Origin of the sequence: Bartonella machadoae (assembly GCF_022559585.1) — a bacterium.
GTDB classification, from domain to species: domain Bacteria; phylum Pseudomonadota; class Alphaproteobacteria; order Rhizobiales; family Rhizobiaceae; genus Bartonella; species Bartonella machadoae.
Map to the genome: position 1 here is coordinate 11,670 of NZ_CP087114.1, position 22,177 is coordinate 33,846.

Annotated in this window: 14 protein-coding genes and 3 tRNA genes; 10 read left to right on the plus strand and 7 right to left on the minus strand. The window is 37.3% G+C overall.

All coding sequences use genetic code 11. The features are described from left to right. Positions 1-17: 17 nt before the first annotated feature. Positions 18-1,238 (minus strand): beta-ketoacyl-ACP synthase I, encoded by a 1,221-nt coding sequence (fabB, locus tag LNM86_RS00055; protein WP_241437971.1) that lies wholly within the window; start codon positions 1,236-1,238, stop codon positions 18-20. A 40-nt stretch (positions 1,239-1,278) separates the two neighbouring features. After that, positions 1,279-1,788 carry a 3-hydroxyacyl-[acyl-carrier-protein] dehydratase FabA gene (fabA, locus tag LNM86_RS00060; RefSeq protein ID WP_241437972.1) on the minus strand — a complete coding sequence of 170 codons (510 nt, stop codon included), beginning with the start codon at positions 1,786-1,788 and terminating at the stop codon, positions 1,279-1,281. A 229-nt stretch (positions 1,789-2,017) separates the two neighbouring features. Between fabA and irrA the strand changes: the two genes are divergently transcribed. Continuing rightward, on the plus strand, positions 2,018-2,512 hold the full coding sequence (irrA, locus tag LNM86_RS00065; RefSeq protein ID WP_308219218.1) for an iron response transcriptional regulator IrrA: 495 nt from the start codon (positions 2,018-2,020) through the stop codon (positions 2,510-2,512). Positions 2,513-2,573: 61 nt separating this feature from the next. On the opposite strand, the gene LNM86_RS00070 is transcribed toward irrA, so the two are convergent. The 3 genes from LNM86_RS00070 to LNM86_RS00080 form a co-directional block, all read right to left on the minus strand. Continuing rightward, on the minus strand, positions 2,574-3,101 hold the full coding sequence (locus LNM86_RS00070) for an SH3 domain-containing protein (RefSeq protein ID WP_372712458.1): 528 nt from the start codon (positions 3,099-3,101) through the stop codon (positions 2,574-2,576). Positions 3,102-4,915: 1,814 nt separating this feature from the next. Continuing rightward, the gene (gene rpsU, locus LNM86_RS00075) at positions 4,916-5,149 is read right to left on the minus strand and encodes a 30S ribosomal protein S21 (RefSeq protein WP_241437974.1); all 234 of its coding nucleotides are present in this window, start codon (positions 5,147-5,149) and stop codon (positions 4,916-4,918) included. 193 nt (positions 5,150-5,342) lie between these two features. Beyond that, positions 5,343-7,016 (minus strand): formate--tetrahydrofolate ligase, encoded by a 1,674-nt coding sequence (locus LNM86_RS00080; RefSeq protein ID WP_241437975.1) that lies wholly within the window; start codon positions 7,014-7,016, stop codon positions 5,343-5,345. A gap of 549 nt (positions 7,017-7,565) precedes the next feature. On the opposite strand from LNM86_RS00080, the gene LNM86_RS00085 reads away from it, so the two are divergent. Both LNM86_RS00085 and LNM86_RS00090 read left to right on the plus strand, forming a co-directional pair. Then, positions 7,566-7,784, plus strand: coding sequence for a phosphopantetheine-binding protein (locus LNM86_RS00085; protein WP_241437976.1), 219 nt, complete (start codon positions 7,566-7,568; stop codon positions 7,782-7,784). Next, positions 7,751-8,551: a GNAT family N-acetyltransferase gene (locus LNM86_RS00090; RefSeq protein ID WP_241437977.1), complete on the plus strand. Its 801-nt coding sequence runs from the start codon at positions 7,751-7,753 to the stop codon at positions 8,549-8,551. The genes LNM86_RS00085 and LNM86_RS00090 overlap by 34 nt, the downstream gene beginning before the upstream one ends. A 1,266-nt stretch (positions 8,552-9,817) precedes the next feature. Here the strand turns inward: LNM86_RS00090 and LNM86_RS00095 are convergent. Then, a tRNA-Arg gene (locus LNM86_RS00095) sits at positions 9,818-9,894 on the minus strand. A gap of 383 nt (positions 9,895-10,277) precedes the next feature. On the opposite strand from LNM86_RS00095, the gene LNM86_RS00100 reads away from it, so the two are divergent. The 3 genes from LNM86_RS00100 (at position 10,278) to pgi (ending at position 16,413) form a co-directional block, all read left to right on the plus strand. Beyond that, positions 10,278-11,420 (plus strand): efflux RND transporter periplasmic adaptor subunit, encoded by a 1,143-nt coding sequence (locus LNM86_RS00100; protein WP_241437978.1) that lies wholly within the window; start codon positions 10,278-10,280, stop codon positions 11,418-11,420. Continuing rightward, complete coding sequence (locus tag LNM86_RS00105) at positions 11,417-14,551, plus strand: efflux RND transporter permease subunit (RefSeq protein WP_241437979.1); 3,135 nt, start codon at positions 11,417-11,419, stop codon at positions 14,549-14,551. Before LNM86_RS00100 ends, LNM86_RS00105 begins: the two co-directional genes overlap by 4 nt. A 197-nt stretch (positions 14,552-14,748) precedes the next feature. Continuing rightward, the gene (pgi, locus tag LNM86_RS00110) at positions 14,749-16,413 is read left to right on the plus strand and encodes a glucose-6-phosphate isomerase (RefSeq protein ID WP_241439030.1); all 1,665 of its coding nucleotides are present in this window, start codon (positions 14,749-14,751) and stop codon (positions 16,411-16,413) included. A 32-nt stretch (positions 16,414-16,445) separates the two neighbouring features. Here the strand turns inward: pgi and LNM86_RS00115 are convergent. After that, positions 16,446-16,535: transfer RNA gene (locus tag LNM86_RS00115), tRNA-Ser, on the minus strand. Between the two features lie 282 nt (positions 16,536-16,817). Here LNM86_RS00115 and rplU point away from each other — a divergent pair. The 4 genes from rplU (at position 16,818) to LNM86_RS00135 (ending at position 21,848) form a co-directional block, all read left to right on the plus strand. Further along, positions 16,818-17,309 (plus strand): 50S ribosomal protein L21, encoded by a 492-nt coding sequence (gene rplU / locus LNM86_RS00120; protein WP_241437980.1) that lies wholly within the window; start codon positions 16,818-16,820, stop codon positions 17,307-17,309. Between the two features lie 12 nt (positions 17,310-17,321). After that, positions 17,322-17,591 (plus strand): 50S ribosomal protein L27, encoded by a 270-nt coding sequence (rpmA, locus tag LNM86_RS00125; protein WP_241437981.1) that lies wholly within the window; start codon positions 17,322-17,324, stop codon positions 17,589-17,591. Positions 17,592-18,901: 1,310 nt separating this feature from the next. Beyond that, positions 18,902-21,439 (plus strand): phosphoenolpyruvate--protein phosphotransferase, encoded by a 2,538-nt coding sequence (gene ptsP / locus LNM86_RS00130; RefSeq protein ID WP_241437982.1) that lies wholly within the window; start codon positions 18,902-18,904, stop codon positions 21,437-21,439. Positions 21,440-21,758: 319 nt separating this feature from the next. Continuing rightward, positions 21,759-21,848: transfer RNA gene (locus LNM86_RS00135), tRNA-Ser, on the plus strand. The last annotated feature ends 329 nt before the right edge of the window (positions 21,849-22,177 follow it).

Genomic DNA, 22,177 nt, shown 5'->3' on the forward strand with positions numbered 1-22,177 from the left:
CGCTAAAAACTCTTCTTTTACACATAGCGTTGGAAAACGAGCGTTGCGTTGGTACCACCAAAGCCAAAAGTATTTGATAATACAGTATTAAGTTGTTGATGATCACGACGTTTACGAACAATTGGCATATTGCTAAAAGCTGGATCCAGCTCTTCAATATGGGCACTCTCACAAATGAAATTATGATTCATCATTAACAGTGTATAGATTGCTTCCTGAACACCTGCTGCTCCTAGAGAGTGACCCGTCAAAGATTTTGTAGCAGAAATTGGTGGACATTGATCACCTTCTCCAAAGACACGGCGGATTGCTTCTATTTCGGGAGGATCACCAACCGGTGTTGCTGTTGCATGGGGGTTGATATAATCAATTTTATTATTTACCGTTGCAAGGGCCATGCGCATGCATCGTTCTGCTCCTTCGCCAGAGGGAGCCACCATGTCATGTCCATCGGATGTCGCGCCATATCCAACAATTTCTCCATAGATTTTTGCACCACGTGCTTTAGCAAGTTCTAATTCCTCAAGAACCAAAACACCCGCTCCACCAGCAATAACAAATCCATCACGATTGATATCATAGGCACGTGAAGCTTTTTGGGGTGTGTCATTATATTTGCTGGACATAGCACCCATAGCATCGAATAAAACAGATAATGTCCAGTCTAGATCTTCGCAACCACCAGCAAAGATACGATCTTGTTTGCCATATTGTATTAATTCGTAAGCATTGCCAATACAATGATTGGAAGTAGCACACGCTGAAGAAATTGAATAGTTTACGCCTTTAATTTTAAAAAAAGTTGCGAGTGTTGCGGATGCTGTAGAACTCATTGCTTTAGGTACAACAAAAGGACCAATACGCTTTGGACCTTTTTGGCGTGTAATATCAGCGGCTTCGACGATAGATTGCGTTGAAGGTCCTCCAGAACCCATAATGATACCTGTGCGTTCATTGGAGACTTCATGAAGTTCTAAACCCGCATCAGTGATTGCCTGATCCATGGCGATATGATTCCAAGCCGTACCACGCCCATGAAAACGCAAAGCACGCCGATCAACCAATTCTTCTATATTAATATCAGGTTTTCCATAAACTCTACTCCGAAAGCCTAATTCGGCGTATTGTGGTGCGTACGAAATCCCAGATTTTGCTTCATACAAACTGGTTAAAACAGTTTTAGGATTATTTCCAATTGCGGAGACAATTCCCATACCAGTTATAACAACTCGACGCATTCATACCTCCTTGTTTATGTCTCTTCTCATGGAAATAGTTTTAGTCTTCTTTAAATAAAGCAACACGTAAATCACTTGCTTTATAGATGGCTTCTCCATCTGCTTTTACCCATCCATCTGCTATTCCTAAGACCAGATTTCCACGCCGGATACGTTTAAAATCTATCCCATATTCAAGAAGTTTGGTTTGCGGGGTTACCATACCTGATAATTTTACTTCCCCTGTTGAGATAGCTCTTCCTTTCCCTGGTTCCCCTAACCAACCAAGAAAAAAACCTGTTAATTGCCACAGACCATCTAAACCAAGACATCCTGGCATGACTGGGTCACCTATAAAGTGACAGTCAAAGAACCATAGGTCTGGAGTAATGTCAAATTCAGCACGAACCATTCCTTTATTGTGTTCACCACCCGTTTCACTAATTTGAGTGATTCGATGAATCATTAACATAGGTGGTGCAGGCAATTGCGCATTACCCTTACCAAACATTTCGCCGCGAGCGCAGCTTAGAAGTTCTTCATAAGTGTAGCGAGACTTTTGTTCAGCCATTGTTACTCCATTTATTTGCATATATTTTTACTTCTGCGCTTTTCTCAACATACTTTTAGAGCAAATTTTAAAGAGAGGGAAATGATTTTATATCATTTTTAATGACAAAAGCCCTTTTTTATGTATCCTGCATGGATGGTTATTTAAGAAGTGAAATAAAAATTATATTATCTTGTTCCCGTTTTTTGTATTTTAACCTTCTTTGAATGAAAAGATAGTGTGGTTTAACATGACAGTGAGCGCAGACAATGTGAATTTGAATGAAGAGCAACAGCCTGTAAGAGATTGTGAGAAGGTTGTGGGTTATTATTCTATGTCTATGTTAGAAAAATGTTTGCGTCAAAATGGTTTACGGCCAACACGCCAGCGGTTGCAACTTGCGAATATGATTTTTTCTCAAGGGAACCGCCATATTGCTGCTGAAGAGCTCTATGAAGAGGCAATAACGTTGGGTGTACCTGTATCTTTAGCAACTGTTTATAATACGCTTCATCAATTTACAGAGGCGGGATTATTACGGATTATTGCTGTAGAAGGTTCAAAAACTTGGTTTGATACCAATACATCTGATCATTATCATTTTTATATAGAAGGCGAAAATCGTATTCTTGATATTCCGTGCAATTTGGAGCAAGCTCCGATCATTGCGAATTTGCCTCAACCGCCTGAAGGTATGGAAATTTCTCATGTTGATCTGATTGTCCGGTTAAAACCGAAAAGTTAACCTAATAATAACAGTGAAAGTTCAGCAAGCAAGATTTAAACGCATTAGGTTTGAAAATTCATCAATCTTTTATTTTTTCGTCGGGGTAGATTCCCCATAACAGGGGTTGAGGAAGCCATCCGCGGATATTATTAATGCTCAGTTCACACCAATATCCATCACATTGGCGAATATGAACAATGACATTGGGTTCTACTTCTGCAACAAGTTCTGCGTCGTCTGTTGGATTTTTGCGTAACATGAGTCGTTTAGTTTTATCTTTTTGCCATGGAACAGTGATAGCGGTTCGTTTGCCTGATAAGAGTGATTGATATACCCAACCCTCATCACCTTCGGCATCACGAATTTTTCGCCATTGATCATATTCTTGGATAATTTCAATCGGCAACCCCTGCTTTTTGTAGGTAAAGATGATAGAATAATTGCTCCCTGGTCCGATGCGTACGTTAACACGGGTAGGTTTAATGGAAGCAAACCGTGGAAGTGGTAAACCACTGGGTCCTAAATTTTTATTAAGTGTTTGGGCGTGTAAAAAATGGGATGAATTGAATACAAAAACACTTGCTATTAGAACATATAATGCAAGCATTAAGGATCGAAACAAACGAAGATATTGCACGCTTAAACCTTTTTATCTTTTCATTTTATATCTTGGTAATCTACGAATTGGAAGATAAGATCGAGAATTGATTAAAGCTATGGCATACTGCTGGTTAAAGAGGTCTAAACAACAAAGAAATTGTTACAAAAAATGGGATAAGTAAGATAAAAACGTACGCTTTTTAATGCAGATTTTTTTATGAAAGATAGCTTTATATCAATTTCTAATGCTCATAGAGGTGTAGGCTTGAGTTAAATATTGATTATTAAGACGGTTAAGTATCTTGTAAGCTGTGTTAACTTTTGTATGATAGATAAAAAATATTGTCTCACGTTTTTCGTTTTTACATTCTTTAACAACATCGTTTTCTTCATGAAACAGACAATATTGTCATGTTGTCATTTACATACGTATTTCACAAAGCCATTCCTCATTATTGACAAGCCCATTTCACCACGACATCTATGAATGCTGCAATATGGAATCAATAGGGTACTGCTATATAAGGTATAAACGCATATTATCATTTTATTTATTAGCTCATAATATAGCGAACTATCTTTGCACTAAATAACTTCATAAGAAACATATTCATTTCTTTTTTTAATGGTTTTATTAACTTATTATAAGAAAGTTTGAAATGAAAAAACACGCCTCTTGAGAGCAAGCCAATATATAATGCACGCACTTATAATTTTGCAAGATTATAAAGATGGTGGTTCTCGATACCAATGTTTTGTAGAAGTTTTATAGTTTTGGTAGCTCTACAATCTGATGAGTCGGGAACGCTATAATGCTAAATACAGAGATTATGCTCTGGGAGCATGGATCAACTTCGATTCATGACTGGTAGAGCCAGAGCACATTATTCTACAGTACGGTGATATAATGGCCGTTTATACCTAGCTTCAATTTTTTGTACCAACAAGATAGAGAAACATAAAATTCAACGAAAGATTCCGTGCGAACTTTCTCATAAAATCTATAAAATGAATTATAGAAGTGATCGACCGAAAAAACTTATTTTTAAGAAAAATCAATTTATTAAGTATACTCGTGGTGATTAGAAATCTTTATCTTTTAAAATGGGAAGAACATAATAAGCCAGAATGCATTATGTTTGCCAGCTTTCAATGTTGGACACTTCTTGCATTTAGATAGATGGTTTATAAGAAATATTTTCATTGTTTTTTAGAATTTTTGCCCATACACGACTCCACTTGGAAGCTACAAAGGGATTTTTGTTGATTCAACATCAACGTTTAAATGAGAGAATCTTACGATATTCGATAGGTTAATGTAAGGTGTAAAACAGTAAAATATCATTATAGGTCAATATGTTAAAAGCCGCAATTTTATCGCATCATTGGATCATTAAAGGGAAGAAGATTGTTTGTTTTTTATACAGCAATAACATACTATGAGAAAATTTAATCTCGTAGTTTAATAGGCTTAGGCAATGTAAAAAATGCTATATATCTGGTGCCAATAAATAAACCTTACAAGATTGGCACGTAAAGAAAAGTGATATTAAGAAGTACACTCTACATTCGATGCATTCTAACAACAACAACCTCTAACAATCCTAAAAGATACTCACGTTTTACCACTTAAAAAGATAAGCGCTCATGAGATTCTTGTTGCAAGAAAGCATATTGTTTTTAAAGGAACCTCTATTGAGAAAAGAAGCAAAAGACAACAAAAAAGTGATAGGAAATCGCAACAAAAATATCAAAACACCCTTAGATGTTATACATATACCATTCCAGATGTAATTCTAAGAACGCTTAAACAAAAATACACTATTTTATTGAAGCATTCCGACCGTTAGTGATCAAACCTTCTCTCTGCGCACGTTTACGAGCAAGTTTACGTGTACGACGAACAGCTTCAGCCTTTTCACGAGCACGTTTTTCAGATGGCTTTTCATAATATCCACGCATCTTCATTTCTCGGAAAATGCCTTCACGCTGCATCTTTTTCTTCAACGCACGCAGCGCTTGATCAACATTGTTATCACGAACGAGTACTTGCACGATCTATCCTGCTTTGTTTTATTGTCATAAATAATAGGTAAAAACCCGTCCTTTCTAAAGCTAGACTTGAAAGGACATACGCTAAAAAGTATATATCACATAAATAAGGTATTTGTCTACATTGCTTTTTAAAATTCTATTTTTTTCACTATACAGTGCTTTACAATGCATGATTAAGTTTACAAATATACGCTTATGAAAGTCCCTGTATCAGATCATTTTTGTCAAGGTGGATTTTTTCAGCGGCAGGAAAATGTGGTAAACCAGGCATGGTCATGATATCTCCGCAAATGATGACAATAAAGCCAGCACCTGCTAAGAGGCGGACTTCTCGTACAGGAATTTCAAAATCAATAGGAGCACCGTATTGAGTAGGATCAGAAGAAAAGGAATAGGGTGTTTTTGCCATACAAATAGGGTATGTGCCATAACCTTCTTTTTCCCAGGATTCTAACTGTTTGAGAATAGGAGCAGGGATGATAGCGCCACGTCCACCATAGAGTTTTGTGATAATGCAATTAATTTTCTCAACAAGTGGTAGATCATCTTGATACAGGACTTTGAAATGGGATTTTTTTTCTTCAATCAAGGTAACGAGTTCTTGTGCGAGTTCTAGAGCACCTTTTCCCCCTTTTTCCCAATGTTTGCAAACAATAGCCTTATGTCCGGTTGTCGCAACTATTTTTTGTAATGTTCTTATTTCAGCGTCGCTATCGGTATTAAAGTGATTAAGGGCGACAATACAAGGAATGCCATAATGTTCCATATTTTTGATATGTCGCAAAAGATTAGCTGCGCCCTTTTGTAGGGCAGGAATATTTTCTTGTGATAGATTATTTTTGTCCACACCACCATTCATTTTTAATGCGCGAATTGTTGCAACAATCACTGTAGCATCCGGTACAATATTGGCTTGTCGACATTTAATATTAAAGAACTTTTCTGCTCCAAGATCAGCTCCAAATCCTGCTTCTGTGACAACATAATCTGCGAGTTTTAAAGCAGTTTTTGTTGCTATAACTGAATTACAGCCATGAGCAATGTTGGCAAAAGGCCCTCCGTGAACAAGAACAGGGTTATTTTCAATTGTTTGTACGAGATTGGGTTGCATAGCATCTTTGAGAAGAACGGTCATTGCACCTGCTGCATTGAGATCAGCAGCTGTCACGGGTGTTTTATCATAACGATAGGCGACAATAATTTTTTTAAGTCTTTGTGAAAGATCTTCCAAATTTTGAGCAAGACAAAAAACAGCCATAATTTCTGATGCAACAGTAATATCAAAACCTGTTTGACGTGGAAAACCGTTTGTGATTCCACCCAATGAAATAACAACATCGCGCAACGCACGATCATTCATATCGAGAACACGTTTCCAAACAATGCGACGTGGATCAATATTTAGCGCATTCCCCCAGTAGATATGATTATCGATCATTGCGGCGAGAAGATTATGGGCAGCTGTAATGGCATGGAAATCACCAGTAAAATGTAAATTCAGATCATCCATTGGTACAACTTGAGCATAACCACCTCCAGCAGCACCACCTTTTATACCAAAACAGGGGCCTAGAGACGGTTCTCTCAAAGCGGCGATTGTTTTTTTTCCAATGAGATTGAGGGCATCGTTGAGCCCAACAGTTGTTGTTGTTTTTCCTTCTCCAGCAGGGGTTGGATTGATAGCTGTGACGAGAATAAGTTTACCATCCTGATTTTTATTAAGCGATTTTATATAGGTAGAAGAAATTTTAGCTTTGTCATGTCCATAAGGAATGAGATTTTCATGTGCGATACCAATTTTTTGTGCAATTTCTGTAATAGGTTGTTTCTGAGCAGCGCGAGCAATTTCAATATCTGTTTTAGGCATGGCAAAATTCTTTACTTAAGTTTTGTTGACATTAAGATTTGTACTATAATCGGATGAAAGAACCTATAGCATATATGGGGAAGAGAAGGTATTATAAAAGATAACAGACTGTGCAAAAAAGAGATCTCTGTTGAGCTTTTTGATTCTCTAAACAGTTTATTTCGTTGAGATTTTCTATATCTTGCTAAGAAGGAATGTTAGAGTTCTAACCATTTTATGGTAAAGGTTTTTGTTAAACTAATAAGGATTTTTCAAAAGAAAATATTTTTTGCATTTTAAGAGGTGAAAGAGACCTTCAAAGATTGCCTTTTAAAGGGGTGAGCGCGCCTTAGATATCAGATGTATCTAAACAATATCTTGGAGAGAAGTTCTGATTCGTAATCAGAAGAAGCAAGTATGAAGCAAGTATAATGCCATTTAGCAACGCTACAAAGCATATAGAAGCATATAATGGTGTATCAGAAAAGATTCTAGTCTGAGATTTTTCCGTCACAAATTGATTTATTGCTATTTTTAATGGGTAGGGGGCTTTTCATAAGGTTCAAAAAATTGAGGGGAAACAATATTGCCTCCGAAGATCATTTTTTTAGTATTGGAGCTGGATCTTTTGCGGCCTTGCAGCTTATAGAGGCTTCTTTAAAAGAACTTGGTATTATTTTTGAGCTAACAGATTTTTTTACAGCCCCAGTATTAAAAGATCAATTTGAAATGATGAGTAATGATAAGGAAAACAAATGTTCAACAAATCAAAAATTGACTTATCGTTAGAGAATAATTTTTTTTCAAAGGTGTGTTTTTTACCAAAACTGTGTTCCAAAATGAAGGTTGTTGATTTTTCAAATGGGGTGTCTTCTGTTAATTCAACATTTGCTTCAAACACATTCAATATTATATCTGCTAAAAATTTACAAGAAACTATACCTGTAGACCAAGCAAAGTCTATAATTGATTCCTTTAATGTACAGAAATTGCCTTTAGCTTGGTGGGTTGGACCTCATTCGTCTCATTATAACGTCGATAAAGTTCTCTTATCTATAGGCTTAGAGCATGTCGAAACAGAGGTAGGAATGGCGGCTTTAGCACAAGATATAGACTCCCATGTTACTTTTATGCTGGATAATTTCAAAATTAAGGAAGTTGAATCCCTGCAAGATTTTATAGATTATGGAAATGTTATGGCATCAGTATTTGAGCCTTTTGATGAGGAGGCGATAATATTTTATGAAACAATAGGTGGCTGTTATAAAAAAGATCCTAATGTAGATATGTTCGTTGGTTATATAAATAATAATCCTGTGGCAATATGTTTTTGTATTAAAGCGGATGGAGTTGGTGGGGTGTATGATATTGTCACCAATCCAGATTTTCAGAAAAGAGGTGTTGGGACATTAATGACAAAAATTGCTATTGAGCATTTAAAATGTCATGTTATTGGTATGCAAGCCTCTCACGAGGGAATTGGCATTTATAAAAAATTGGGTTTTATAAACTTTGGTGAATTCAAAGTTTATTCCAATAAACACATGGTAGTTTAGCTATGGACTCTTTTTTGCTCATTTATAAGAAAAATTATTATTTTCAGTAGAACTCAAATAAAGTCAACCAATCTATACAATTAAGGAATTTTGGCCAATCTTCTTTAATCTGATAGAGAAAAGCTAAAATCAGTTGTTACAAATATACAAGTGACTCGCTAAGATTTTCCTATTTTTATGATTTTCAGGATAATTGTCTTAATAAAAAGGTATCTATCGTAGGTTCAATTTGGACAAGTGTAAATTTTTTATATAATCTAGCAGCTTGCTGTTTATTGCTGGTCTTTATGAAGAGCTAGAAAGAAAATATTTAAAACGACAGTTTCATCATAGTGAATGAGATGGTTGGTTTGTTAGTAAATTTATAAACAATATATTGATTTATAAAGATAAATAATAATTTTTAACTTGTATTATACCCCCGAATATTGTCATCTCATCTCATCTCATCTCATCTCATCTCATCTCATCTCATCTCATCTCATCTCATCTCATCTCATCTCATCTCATCTCATCTCATCTCATCTCATCTCATCTCATCTCATCTCATCTCATCTCATCTCATCTCATCTCACGTATTTGCATGTCATAAGCGGGGCTGGCGTGTGTATAAAAATTCTAAAAAAAAGAGTAAAAATGCCTTTAATGAATCGTCTTAGTGCAAGATTTGTCGCAACATTAGGAGCTGGCAAATAGTTGGGGGGTGAATAATTATATGACGGTGCCGGCTAGCACAACTATGAGCGTAGAAAAGATATCCATTTTATACAATAACCAAGCTGTTAATCCCATTCTTGAATACGTTATATATACGATCCCGTGTATTTCTCTTCAAATAAAAAGTGTATTGAGATCTCTGCTTTTTGTCTTAAGAATAGTCATCAAGATTTTGCATGCACTGGTCAACTCATTCGAATAAACAAAAAAGAGCTTTCTCATATTATGGCAGAGATGTGATCCAATAAAGTGAACTTATTCTCTACCTTAAGTTATATAAATTATTAATTCATTCAAGGTTTATTACAATGTAGATTTTGCTATACTGTTTACTTCAAGATCTAAGGTCAATTTAGAAAAAGTAGAAATACTTATTGATATGCAGTTATTATCATTAAACAATTATCATAATACTCCAAGAAAACCGTATTAAGAATAAGTGATCAAAAAGCTACAAAAAAGTTCAAGATAGATAGGAAAATAAGTTCAAAGAATCAAAGAGTTCAAAATTTTTGGACTTTTATAGAATCCGTTTATTTTATTGATATATGGCGCACCCGAAGAGATTCGAACTCCTGACCCCCAGATTCGTAGTCTGGTGCTCTATCCAGCTGAGCTACGGGTGCATAATTTTCAATTTTTTATATCATCAAGATAAGAGGTTTCCTAATCGTTTCCTTAAGGAATTGCAAGTGAAACTTAGTGGAAATAGAAATTTTGTCTTTATGTTTTTTATACATTTTTAAAAAGGTTGTCGTATCTTTCTGATTTCTGATGGTTTTGTGTCGGGTTCTTTTTGTTCTGTAGACAGGATCATTCAATATGAATGATAGTTAACTTGACGCTTTAAGCTATGCAAGATAATCAAGTACGAATGAAATATGTTTTTCGCGGTGGGGAGCAAGATGCACTGCCTGCAATTCGGTTTTTATTGTCGAGCTCGGATGTGACTGTTGAAAACTGTTTGAGACGAATGAGCGCATTATAATGGCACAGCAAGGGTAGATGTATGGAGTTGTCAAAAAAGATTTTTCCACTGATGTTTTTCATTGTCGTTTTGATGGTTACTTATTGGGCAGGGAAACAGAGTTCAAAACACCCCATTCCTGTAGTGGATAAAACAACAGATGCATCGCATAAAATCTTAAAAGCGTCAACGGGAAGACCGCCAACAAAGGTTGTTATTGATGTTGTAAAAGTTCAAGATTTTTATGAACAATTGAATGCGCTTGGAAGTGGAAAAGCATTCGCTGCGGTAGAGTTAACCCCTTGGTCATCAGGGGTTATTGATAAGTTTTTTGTATCAGCTGGTACAAAAGTGCAAGAGGGTGATGCAATTGCAAAACTTGATTCTAAAAAGGAGGAAATAACGGCTGAAAAAGCAAAAGTCCAACGTGATAATAGTGCATTAACATTTTCGCGTATTCTTAAATTACGTTCTAGCAAGACAGCAACGGAAGTTCAAGAAATTACCGCACGCTTGGAGTTGGATAACGCAAATTTGGTTTTGCGTGATGCGACTTTAGCGCTTGATCGGCGAACAATTCGTGCACCAATCAGCGGCGTTGTTGGTATTTTGCCCTTTGATAGAGGGAATGCTGTTACTTCTAACACTATAATAGGTCGCATTGAAAACAGAGAACGTATTTTAGTCGATATATGGGTTCCTGAACGATATACATCGTATATTCATAAAGGCGATGAAGTAACAGCAACATTAACGGCACAGCCCGATAAAACTTTTGTTGGTCATATTTATGCGATTGATAATGTCATTGATCCAGAAAGCCGTACACTTCATGTTCAGGTTGAAATCAAGAATGAAAAAAATACGCTCCTTTCAGGCATGTCTTTTTCTATTGCATTTCAATTCCACGGTGGTGCTTTTCCTGTCGTTAATCCTCTTGCGATTCAGTGGAACAGTAAAGGGTCATTTGTTTGGCGTGTAAGAGAAGGAACAGTAGAAGCGATTCCAGTATCCATTCTTCAGCATAAAGCAGACCAGGTGTTTGTGAAAGCGCCCTTAAAGAATGGGGATCAAGTTGTCATTCAAGGAGTACAGATGCTCTATCCAGGAAGTAGAGTTACTTTTGATGATTTAAAGTCCCATCAACAGCAATTATCAGCGCTTCATGGGCAGGATATACAATGAGTCAGGAATTGAGCACGACCCCCCCTACAACACAGGGAGAGCAAGGCGGTTTCATTGCCTTATTTATTCGCAGGCCAGTTTTTACCTTTGTTTTAAATGCCATGATCATGATTGCGGGGTTTTCTGCTTGGTTGAACGTTGATGTTCGCGAATTGCCAGATGTTGATATTCCTGTGCTAACTATTATGACGATTTTTTCTGGTGCATCAGCAGAAACAATTGATCGTGAAGTTACAAAAAATATCGAAGATGCTGTTTCTCGTGTTTCAGGTGTTAAAACAATTTCTTCAAGTTCTTCTTTTGGTCGTTCCCGTGTAGAGATTAATTTTAATGTCGGTGTTGATTTGAATGTTGCAGCATCTGATATTCGCGATGCCCTTTCTCGTATTGCTTATTCTTTACCCAAAAACGCCGATACCCCTTTGATTATTAAAGCAGATTCGAATGCTGCTGCAATGATGTATTTAGTTGTCACTTCACCAACGATGAGTATTGATGATTTAACAGAAGTTGTAAACGATCAAATTGTTAATGCGCTTTCTGCTGTTGATGGTGTTGGTGATGTGCAGGTTGATAGTGCACGCACGAAGATTTTTCAAATTGATGTTGATCAAGCAAAGCTTGCCAGCTATGGCTTAACTGTAGCGGATATTTCACGTGCTCTTGCGGATATGACAACGGATGTACCAGTAGGGTCATTACGCAATTCTAAGCAAACTTTAATTGTACGTGCTACCGCGCGTTTAACAACACCAGAAGCTTTTGAACAAGTTGCTTTAAAACCGCATGTGTATCTTGGTGATGTTGCACATGTTACTTTATCGCCTGATGTGGAAACAGTGATTCTTCGTGTCAATGGAAAAACGGGAATCGGGTTAGGAATTGTGCGTAAAGCACAATCCAACACCCTTAATATTTCTCAAGGAGTTCGAGAAGTTCTTAGTCACCTCAAAAGTATTGTCCCTTCTTCTGTCCATATGGATATCATTAGTGATGATGCAGTTTTTATTAAAAGTGCACTTCATGAGGTTGAGGTAGCATTGGTTATTGCTATTCTCAGTGTTATTTTGGTTATTTTCCTTTTTTTAAGAGATATTCGTGTAACGCTCATTCCCGCATTATCTATTCCTGTCACTTTGATTGGTACAATTGCTGCTATTTACCTTGTTGGATTTTCATTAAATATTCTCACATTCTTAGGTCTTGTTTTAGCAACAGGGCTTGTGGTGGATGACGCAATTGTTGTTCTTGAGAATATTGTTCGGAGGCGTAATATGGGCTTAGGTTCCAGAGCAGCAGCGGTTCTAGGAACACGAGAAGTCTTTTTTGCTGTTGTAGCAACAACATTGACTTTAGTTGCTGTTTTTGTGCCTATTTCGTTTCTTCCTGGGCAAGTGGGAGGACTGTTTAGAGAATTTGGTTTTGTATTGGCAATTTCTATCCTTCTTTCTTCCATTGTTGCTTTAACACTTTGCCCTATGTTGACTTCGCGTTTTCTCAAAGGACATGTGGAAAGCGAGAGAGAAGGGGCACATTATCTTACTTTTTTGCATAAGTTAGGTTCTTTTTTTAGCAAAGGGTATGCTTATAGTTTGCATAAGTGTTTGCAAAGACCTTGGGCTGTTATTTTGGCTTCGTTTATTTTCGCAGGTCTTTGTATTGGAGGCTATACGAAATTACAACAGGAGTTAACGCCAGCAGAGGATAGAGCGTTGATCTTTTTGCTTATTACTGGACCACAAGGTATTTCAACACAATATTTGAATGAGCAAGTGAAGCAGATTGAAACGCGTTTACAGCCATTACGTGATTCTGGAGAGATTGCGAATAGTTATTCTATTGCCGGCATTGGTGGTTCATCAAATACAGCTTTTTTGGTTTTGTTGCTTTCTTCTTGGGATAAGCGCGTGCGCTCTCAACAAGAGATTTTAGAGGATGTTAATGCAAAGGTGAGACAGTTTCCAGCCGTTTTTGTGTTTGCTGTGCAGGGAAATTCTTTAGGCGTTAGAGGAACGGGACAAGGTTTACAATTTGCAATTCTTGGCAATGACTATACAAAATTACAGCCGATAGCTAATAAGCTTGTGAGTGCTTTGCAAGCTGATCCACATTTTATTCGTCCACGGCTTACTGTTGATGAAACACAACCACAGTTTTTTGTTGAAATTAACAGGGAAAAAGCCTCTGATTTAGGGGTTGATATCACCAATTTGGGCAATACATTGCAAGCAATGTTGGATGGTAAAAAAATTGGTTCCGTTTATGTCGATGACCATTCTTATGATGTAAAACTCACTTCGTGGCACAATCCAGTTAACAATCCTCATGATTTGGAAAATATTTTTTTAAAAACCAAGAGCAATAAATACATTCCTTTATCAGTTATTGCACATTTACAGGAAAAAGCCATTGCACCTCAACTAAAACGAGAAAAACGCATGAGTGCTGTTATTTTAAGCGCAAATCTTGCTCCAGGTGTCGTTTTAGGGGACGCTTATCAGACTGTACAGAAAATCGCTACTCCTTTATTATCAGGGGAAAATTATATTGTTCCTTTAGGGGAAGCGGCTACCCTTGGTGAAACATCCTCCAATTTTATGATTGTCTTTGGAATAGCCTTTGTGATTATTTTATTGGTCTTAGCTGCTCAATTTGAGAGTTTTATTTCAGGATTTATTATCATGGCGACTGTACCATTAGGCATTGGTTGTGCGGTTATTGCTATGCTTTTGAGTGGAGTAAGTCTGAATATTTACAGTCAAATAGGTTTAATTTTGTTGGTGGGGGTTATGGCTAAAAATGGGATTCTTATTGTTGAGTTTGCAGATCAATTACGTGATCAAGGGAGAAATGTGCGTGAAGCTATTGAAGAAGCGGCAAATATTCGTCTTCGTCCAGTTTGTATGACGATGATTTGTGCTCTTTTAGGGGGCATTCCTTTGGTTTTAGCCAAAGGTGCTGGTGCAGAGGCACGTGTTGCTTTGGGTTGGGTTATTGTTGGCGGTTTGGGTTTAGCAACTGTTTTTACGCTTTATGTCACACCGGTGGTTTATCTTTTTCTCGGACGTTTTGTAAGGACAAAAGCAGAAGAAGCTGTACGTTTAACAAAAGAACTCAGCCAAGTTGAATAATATATTTGGTAGAGAAAAGTTTGGAAGTTTTTAATTTTTGTTTTAAAAATGCCACTATCGGATCTTACCTTTCTGCTTTTATATTCCTTTATTTTGCATATGGACAGTAAAAATAGGTTAATAATAAAGGATCTTCCCGCTGTTTCATGATTATTTTTTTGGAGATGGCGTTATCAATAACTATACGAGATGCGTTCATGGAAGATAGTTTTCCACTTCGAAATGAAAAAGCTTTTGCCCTAACTTTGAACGCCTTAAAGAGGCATGCAATAAAGGATAGAGCTTATGATATTCGCCGGCATTTCGAGGAAGATGAGCAGCGTTTTTGCCATTTTTCTTTGAGGCTTGATGACCTTCTTTTTGATTTTTCAAAATGTGGTGTAACATTTAAAACATTGCAACTTTTAGATGATTTAGCAATTGCGGCAGATGTATTAGGCAGGCGTGAAGCAATGTTTTTAGGTCAAGCTATTAATACAACGGAAAAGCGTTCTGCTCTTCATATTGCCTTACGTTTGCCTGCTGATGAAGTTTTTATGTTAGATGGTCATGATGTTATTCAAGACATTCAAGCTGTTCTCAACGATATGGAAAGATTTTCTGAAAGTGTGCGAGATGGTAGCTATAAGGGAAAGAGTGGTGAGAAGATAACCGATATTGTCAATATTGGCATTGGCGGTTCTGATCTTGGACCGGCAATGGTTACACATGCTTTAAAACCTTATCATGATGGCCCGCATTGTCATTTTGTTTCTAATGCTGATAGTGCACATATTGCTGATATTCTCTCTGTTTTGAATCCAGCAACGACGCTGTTTATTATTGCCTCTAAAACCTTTACAACGGCTGAAACAATGGCAAATGCGCAAGTTGCCCGTCAATGGATTTGTTCACATTTAGGGGAAGAAGCTGTTTGCATGCATTTTATTGCGGTTTCGAGTGCGCTTGATAAAGTTGCAGAATTAGGCATAGATTTTTCAAGAGTTTTTGGATTTTGGAATTGGGTTGGAGGGCGCTATTCGATTTGGTCTGCTATTGGTCTTGTTGTTATGTTGGCAATAGGGGGGCAGAATTTTCGCCAGTTTCTTAAAGGCGCTTTGCAGATGGATCAACATTTTAGAGCCGCACCTTTGCATAAAAATATTCCTATTCGATTTGCACTTTTAGGTTTTTGGCATCGTGTCATTTGTGATTATTCATCGCGTGCTGTTATTCCTTATGAACAGCGTTTAGCGCAATTCCCGGCTTATTTGCAACAGCTTGATATGGAATCGAATGGTAAGCAGGTTTCTTTGAGTGGCGAACGTTTAACTTTTTCAAGTGGTCCAGTTGTTTGGGGTAATTCAGGGACAAATGGTCAACATGCTTTTTTTCAGCTTTTGCACCAAGGAACAGATGTTATTCCCGTGGAATTTATTTTATTTATCAAGGGGCATGAATGTAATTTACATCATATGCATGACATGTTGGTAGCGAATTGCTTGGCGCAATCAAAGGCCTTAATGAAGGGACGCAGTGTTGAAGATACTTGGCGTATTCTTGTAAAAAATGGAATTGATGAAGGTGAAGCAAAGAATTTAGCACGTCATAGAAGTTTTGAGGGAAATCGCCCTAGTATTATGTTGGTTCAGGATTTACTAACACCTTTTTCACTTGGTCGCCTTATTGCACTTTATGAGCACCGTATTTTTGTTGAAGGTATTTTGATGAACATTAATTCATTTGATCAATGGGGTGTTGAGCTTGGTAAAGAATTAGCCAATGAATTGTTAGCAATACTACATGGAGAAAAAAAAGCGGATAGACGCGATAGCTCAACATTGGGGTTATTGGCGCATATTCAAGCCAAACGCGCAGAATAAGAGGGGCTCAAGAAGTTTATTTCAAGAGAATTTGGCGGAGAGAGAGGGATTTGAACCCCCGATAGAGTTGCCCCTATGCCGCATTTCGAGTGCGGTGCTTTCAACCACTCAGCCATCTCTCCGTATAAAAGTGCGATAAATTTCATATTCTTTAAGTATATGGTGGGTAGATAACCTTCAATTGCTTTTAGTACAACCATTTTTTGCTTTTTTATGGGACTTTATTGACAGAGAATAGAAATTCCGTCATATACGAAATGCAAGCGCGGAGAAATCTGCGCATATTTGTGTTGGAGAAGGGTGTTTATCCTTCTTTTTAAGTGAACTACGACTGAATAAAAAGCAGCCTATTTCCCTTATTGATAAGGTAGAAATAAGAGCTGGAATGAACGGAAGGATAAGAAATGTTCGCAGTCATTAAAACCGGTGGTAAGCAATACCGCGTTGTTGCTAACCAAGTGGTGAAAGTGGAAAAAATTATTGGCAATGCGGGTGATGTTGTTGAATTCAGTGATATATTAATGGCTGAGCAAGAGGGTAACACCGTTATTGGTGCACCTACTGTTGCTGATGCTTTAGTGACTGCTGAGATTATAGAACAAGTGCGTGGGCGTAAGGTTATCGCATTTAAGAAGCGTCGTCGTCAAAATTCGAAACGCACGCGGGGTCATCGTCAAGAGCTGACAACCATTCGTATTTTAGAAATTTTAATGGGTGGTGCAAAGCCTAAAAAAGCAGTTGCAAAACCAATTAAAGAAAAAGCGACTGTATTAAAAGAACAAACAAAAGAAACAGAAGCAGTAGCTTCTGTTAAGGAAACAGTTAAAAAAACTGCTGAGAAAAAGTCCGCACCGAAGAAGAAAGCGGCCGTAGCAGCAGAGAGTAAAAAAGATTAAAGGAGAACGTCCATGGCACATAAAAAAGCTGGTGGTTCCTCACGGAATGGTCGCGATTCAGAATCGAAACGTCTTGGTGTTAAAAAATTTGGCGGTGAGAGCGTTATCGCTGGAAATATTATTGTTCGCCAACGCGGTACACGCTGGCATCCTGGTGACAATGTTGGTATTGGAAAAGATCACACTCTTTTTGCCCTATCAAAAGGGACGGTTTCTTTTCAAAGGAAGGCGAGTAATCGTTCTTATGTCTCGGTTATTCCCATTGTAGAGACACAAAAGTAATTTATAGTATTCTCTGCCAATAAGCCGCTGTTTTGTTGAATTTCGGTTGTGAGGCTATGAGTTTTAGAAAGGGAAGATAGGAAACGCTATCTTTCCTTTTTTTGTATTGATGATATAGTACAATTTGGTAATGTAGGAACAATGAAAAAGCGGAATCTAGAAAAACCTTTCTCTTAAATAACTAAAAAATTGATATTATATTTCATTTGTACTGAAAATATAAGTATTATGAGAAAGTTTACCGCACATTTTGCTGAAGATGAGGGAGTTTATGGTTATTAGTGATAGTTATCATATTCTTTAAATGATTATGGGATTTAGTAAGGCACTCTCCTTACAAAAGAAAGCCCTATGTAAAGAGGGTAGGGGAGCGTTTATCAAAGCTATTTTGTAGAGTATGTGTGTTGAGGGATTTTAGTCTCGAGAGTGCATTTGTGCTATGGAGGGAGCGTAATTTGATAAGGTAGAAATAACAGATGTACAAGCAGCTAAGAGTGTTTTGATCTATCTGTTATGAAGCATTATGAAAACAAGCTTATAAGTATAAGAGTAGAATTTTGTTTAAGATAAAAGCACTTTTCACTTTACGTCTTTATTAATCTTGTTTTTCAAAATCTTTAGAAGTGAGGGTTGCGTATGGGGGTTTATTTGATTTTTTTCTCAAGAGGGAATATTGTTTTTTAGATGTACATATTGGATAAACAATCAAATAAAGAAAGTTTTACGATTAGAATGTGTATTGAAAAAAGAGCTCTATGATGGGATCAAGGTTGTATCTTGAAATTCTATGTTGCGAGATATTTATTACCCTGTAGCCTTAAAAGAGAGGTTATATGTGTTACGTGGTGATCATTAACGCGTTAGAGGAAAGAAAATAGAGGTTGCTCAATTTTTAAGGAGGATAGAAAGTAAGATAAGATTGTAGGGGTTTGGGGATATTCTGTTTTCTTATATGAGGAGTAAGAACAAGTTATACCGAATAATTTGAGAGAATGAGGTCCTTTTAAAAATGGTTTTTCAAGTAATTTGGTGTGCAAAAATTGGGGTATTTATCTTCATGAAATAAAGAGTGGAAGTCAGATTTAATTATGGCACTTTTAGGAAATTAATAGACGCGTAATATCCAATTATTTAATGGGTCATATTGGAAAGGTATTCCGTTCAAATTATCTTCTGTACAACATAGGAAAGTTCCAGTGTTACTTATTAAGTCTCAGTGTTATTTATATGTTGTATGTTGAAAAATACAGCTTTGAAATAGAGTTTCTCAGAAAAATTTATACGCAAACGTGAGGGAGTTTCAGTTCATCATGAGATGTGAGGAAGTAGAAGCAATAAATACAGATTTTAACGAAGATGAAATCTTGTCTATCAAATCTGTACAACTTGCCGCTGCTTTTGATCATAAAGATGATGTAATTCGTGCTGCTGTTGAATTACTGGTACAGGTTGGTGCGGTTGACAAACGTTATCTGGCAAGCATGCTGCAACGTGAGGTCATTGTGAATACTTGGCTTGGGAACGGTATAGCAATTCCCCATGGAATGGTTGAAAATCGTCATTTGATTATGAGAGATGCCGTTGCTGTTATACAGATTCCGGCTGGTGTTGAGTGGCGGAAGGGAAAGAAGGCGCATTTGGTTATTGCCATTGCTGCGTGTCCAGATCGATATAAAGAGATTTGCAAACAATTAACGCCTCTTTTATTTGATAAGAAACGGCTTGAAGTCCTTTCAACAACGACAGATAAACAACAGATTGTTACAACTCTATTGGGTCAGGATATAAAGATAGGGAAGACTTTTATTGGTGATCTTTCAGTTTGCCAAGAATGGACTTTAGATTATCCAAGTGGTCTTCATGCTCGACCAGCTTCTCTTTGGGTTGATTTTGCAAAAAAGGTTCAAAACTCTATCAGAGTGCGCCATGGTCAGTATGCTGTTGAAATGAAAAATTTAGTTGGTTTATTGCAGTTAGGAGCAAAAAACGGTGATGTTTTGATTTTTTCGACGGATGCTGCTGAGGGTGTGCAACTTCTTAACGATGCAATTTCTGTCGCAAAAAAAGTAAGCATAAGTGAAAAGTGTATGATGAGAGAAATGGAATCTCAATCTCAAGCTTTTCACAGTTGGTATCCATGTTCTGGTCAAAAAGGTATTTCTGGTGTTGGAGCAAGTTCAGGGTTAGCTCTTGGCAAGATTTTTGTTGTAAGGGAAAATAATATTTCCATAACAGATCAGCCAGTTGATTTTGCAATTGGCACGGCGTGTCTTGAAAATGCTCTTACAAAAACAAAGCATAAGATGGCATCAGTTATTACTGATATTACAACGCGTATGGGAGCAGATTCTGCCGCGATTTTTTCTGCACAAATGGTTTTGCTTGAAGATGAAAATCTGATAGCGCAAGCTTTTCGTTTTATGGCAGAAGGCCATGGTGTTGCTTGGTCTTGGGATAGAGCGGTTCGACAATTTGCGGATATGTTTTCTAAGGTAGATAACGCTTTATTAGCGGCGCGCGCGATAAATTTAATTGACGTTGGCCGTCGTGTTCTAGGCGAAATCAATCCATCATATAAATCATTTTATTTAAATGATATTCCACATGGTATTATCCTTGTTACAGATGATCTGTCTCCTTCTGATGTCGCTCAGCTTGATTGTACAAAAGTGCAAGGGTTAGCAACAGCATGGGGAGGTCCTCTGTCTCATACAGCTATTTTAGCGCGTACTCTTGGTCTTCCAATGGTTGTTGCTATGGGGGCTGATGTTTTGTCACTTGAATGTGATGTTCAAGCTATTATTGATGGCGATAATGGGTTCATTTACCTTAATCCTGCTTCTGCAGATGTTGAAGATGTTCAAAGGCAGATAAGCATTGTTACGCAAAAGCGTGACAGTGAGAGACGCGTATGGAGATTACCAGTGCAAACGACAGATGGCCAAAGGATTCGTGTCATGGCTAATGTCAATTATGCACATCAGGTTCCTCTTGCCCTAGATTTAGGAGCAGAAGGCATTGGCCTTATGCGTACAGAATTTTTGTTTTTAGAGAGTCCACATATTCCAAGTGAAGAAGCACAATTTGATGTGTATAGAGCAATGATTACAGCGGTAGGAGATAAGCCGTTGATTATCCGTGCGCTCGATATCGGTGGGGATAAACAGGTTACACATTTGCATTTATCGAAAGAGGACAACCCTTTTTTAGGTGTTCGGGGAATACGACTTTTATTACGTCGGCGTGATCTTTTGGTTCCTCAGTTACGTGCTTTGCATCGAGCAGCAAAAGAGGGCGGAGATTTATGGATTCTGTTTCCGATGGTTATGTCTGTTTCAGAGATTCTTGCGATGAAAAAGATTATGGAAGAAATTCGTAATGATATTGGTGCACCGAAATTAAAGCTTGGTATTATGATAGAGGTTCCGGCAGCAGCCATTATGGCAGATGTTTTGAGTGCTCACGTTGATTTTTTCTCAATTGGAACGAACGACTTAACACAGTATACAATGGCGGTTGATCGACAAAATCCTTACCTTATATCTGAAGCTGATAGTCTTGATCCAGCGGTTTTACGCATGATTCATTACACTATTCAGGGCGCAGAAAAAAACAACTGTTGGGTTAGTGTTTGTGGCGGTATGGCTGGAGATCCTTTTGCTGCGATGATTTTAACGGGATTGGGAATTAATGAACTTTCTATGATATCCTGTGATATTTTTTCAGTAAAATCGTGTTTGCAAACCCATAGTTTTGCAGACATGAAAATTTTAGCAAGAAAGGCATTACAGTGTGAAACTGTACGCGCTGTACGTGCCCTTAGCAATGATATAGAAATTTTAAGGTGAAAAGAGTTAATCACTTCTTCAATTTATAGAGAATTTTTTGACATCTATTTAATTATCCTCATGAAACGTGATGTCATATTGGTTGACAACAAGGTTTATTCGGTCGTTTATCCTGCTGACTATTGAATATCAAGAGGGGTAAGAGGTTAATGATAAAATTGCTTATCCACGGAAAGAAATTGCTTCTTAAATGGGAGAGCATGTATTTATTATTTAATCATTATCTTACCTTATTTTAATCAATAAAGTTGTTTTTTTGAATTTTGAATATGAGTTTAAGCTTGCACGTTATTTCTTTCTGGGTATAGTGCAGACTTCTGGAGAGGTGGCCGAGTGGTTGAAGGCGCACGCCTGGAACGCGTGTATATGGGAAACCATATCGAGGGTTCGAATCCCTCTCTCTCCGCCATTCAATCTTTAAGTATACATAACTTATTGATTTTCCATATGTTTTTTTAAGGTGCGGGATACGTGAATAAAGGTTAGGGAATAGGATTTTCTAACATTCCTCCGCAACACGAATATTTTTTTGGCTTTTCTTCTCTATAATCGCTTCTAACATTTCTTTGAATACTTCTAAATCCTGTTGTGAAAAAACCTTTAAAAGTCTCGTAAACATACCAACAGTTTCACCACACAACGGATTAGAAGATTTGATGATAAAACTACCGCGACAAACATCCGCTTCTCTCCTTAAATGAGCGGCTACTGATTACAGAACTAAAGCCCAAGGCAACA

Excerpts from the sequence above, each read along its gene's own strand:
- fabB (WP_241437971.1), bottom strand. The coding sequence starts at position 1,238 with ATGCGTCGAGTTGTTATAACTGGTATGGGAATTGTCTCCGCAATTGGA.
- fabA (WP_241437972.1), bottom strand. The coding sequence starts at position 1,788 with ATGGCTGAACAAAAGTCTCGCTACACTTATGAAGAACTTCTAAGCTGC.
- LNM86_RS00105 (WP_241437979.1), top strand. The coding sequence starts at position 11,417 with ATGAGTCAGGAATTGAGCACGACCCCCCCTACAACACAGGGAGAGCAA.
- pgi (WP_241439030.1), top strand. The coding sequence starts at position 14,749 with ATGGAAGATAGTTTTCCACTTCGAAATGAAAAAGCTTTTGCCCTAACT.
- rpmA (WP_241437981.1), top strand. The coding sequence starts at position 17,322 with ATGGCACATAAAAAAGCTGGTGGTTCCTCACGGAATGGTCGCGATTCA.
- LNM86_RS00090 (WP_241437977.1), top strand. The coding sequence starts at position 7,751 with ATGTTCAACAAATCAAAAATTGACTTATCGTTAGAGAATAATTTTTTT.
- irrA (WP_308219218.1), top strand. The coding sequence starts at position 2,018 with ATGACAGTGAGCGCAGACAATGTGAATTTGAATGAAGAGCAACAGCCT.
- ptsP (WP_241437982.1), top strand. The coding sequence starts at position 18,902 with ATGAGATGTGAGGAAGTAGAAGCAATAAATACAGATTTTAACGAAGAT.
- LNM86_RS00100 (WP_241437978.1), top strand. The coding sequence starts at position 10,278 with ATGGAGTTGTCAAAAAAGATTTTTCCACTGATGTTTTTCATTGTCGTT.
- rplU (WP_241437980.1), top strand. The coding sequence starts at position 16,818 with ATGTTCGCAGTCATTAAAACCGGTGGTAAGCAATACCGCGTTGTTGCT.
- LNM86_RS00070 (WP_372712458.1), bottom strand. The coding sequence starts at position 3,101 with ATGCTTGCATTATATGTTCTAATAGCAAGTGTTTTTGTATTCAATTCA.
- LNM86_RS00080 (WP_241437975.1), bottom strand. The coding sequence starts at position 7,016 with ATGCCTAAAACAGATATTGAAATTGCTCGCGCTGCTCAGAAACAACCT.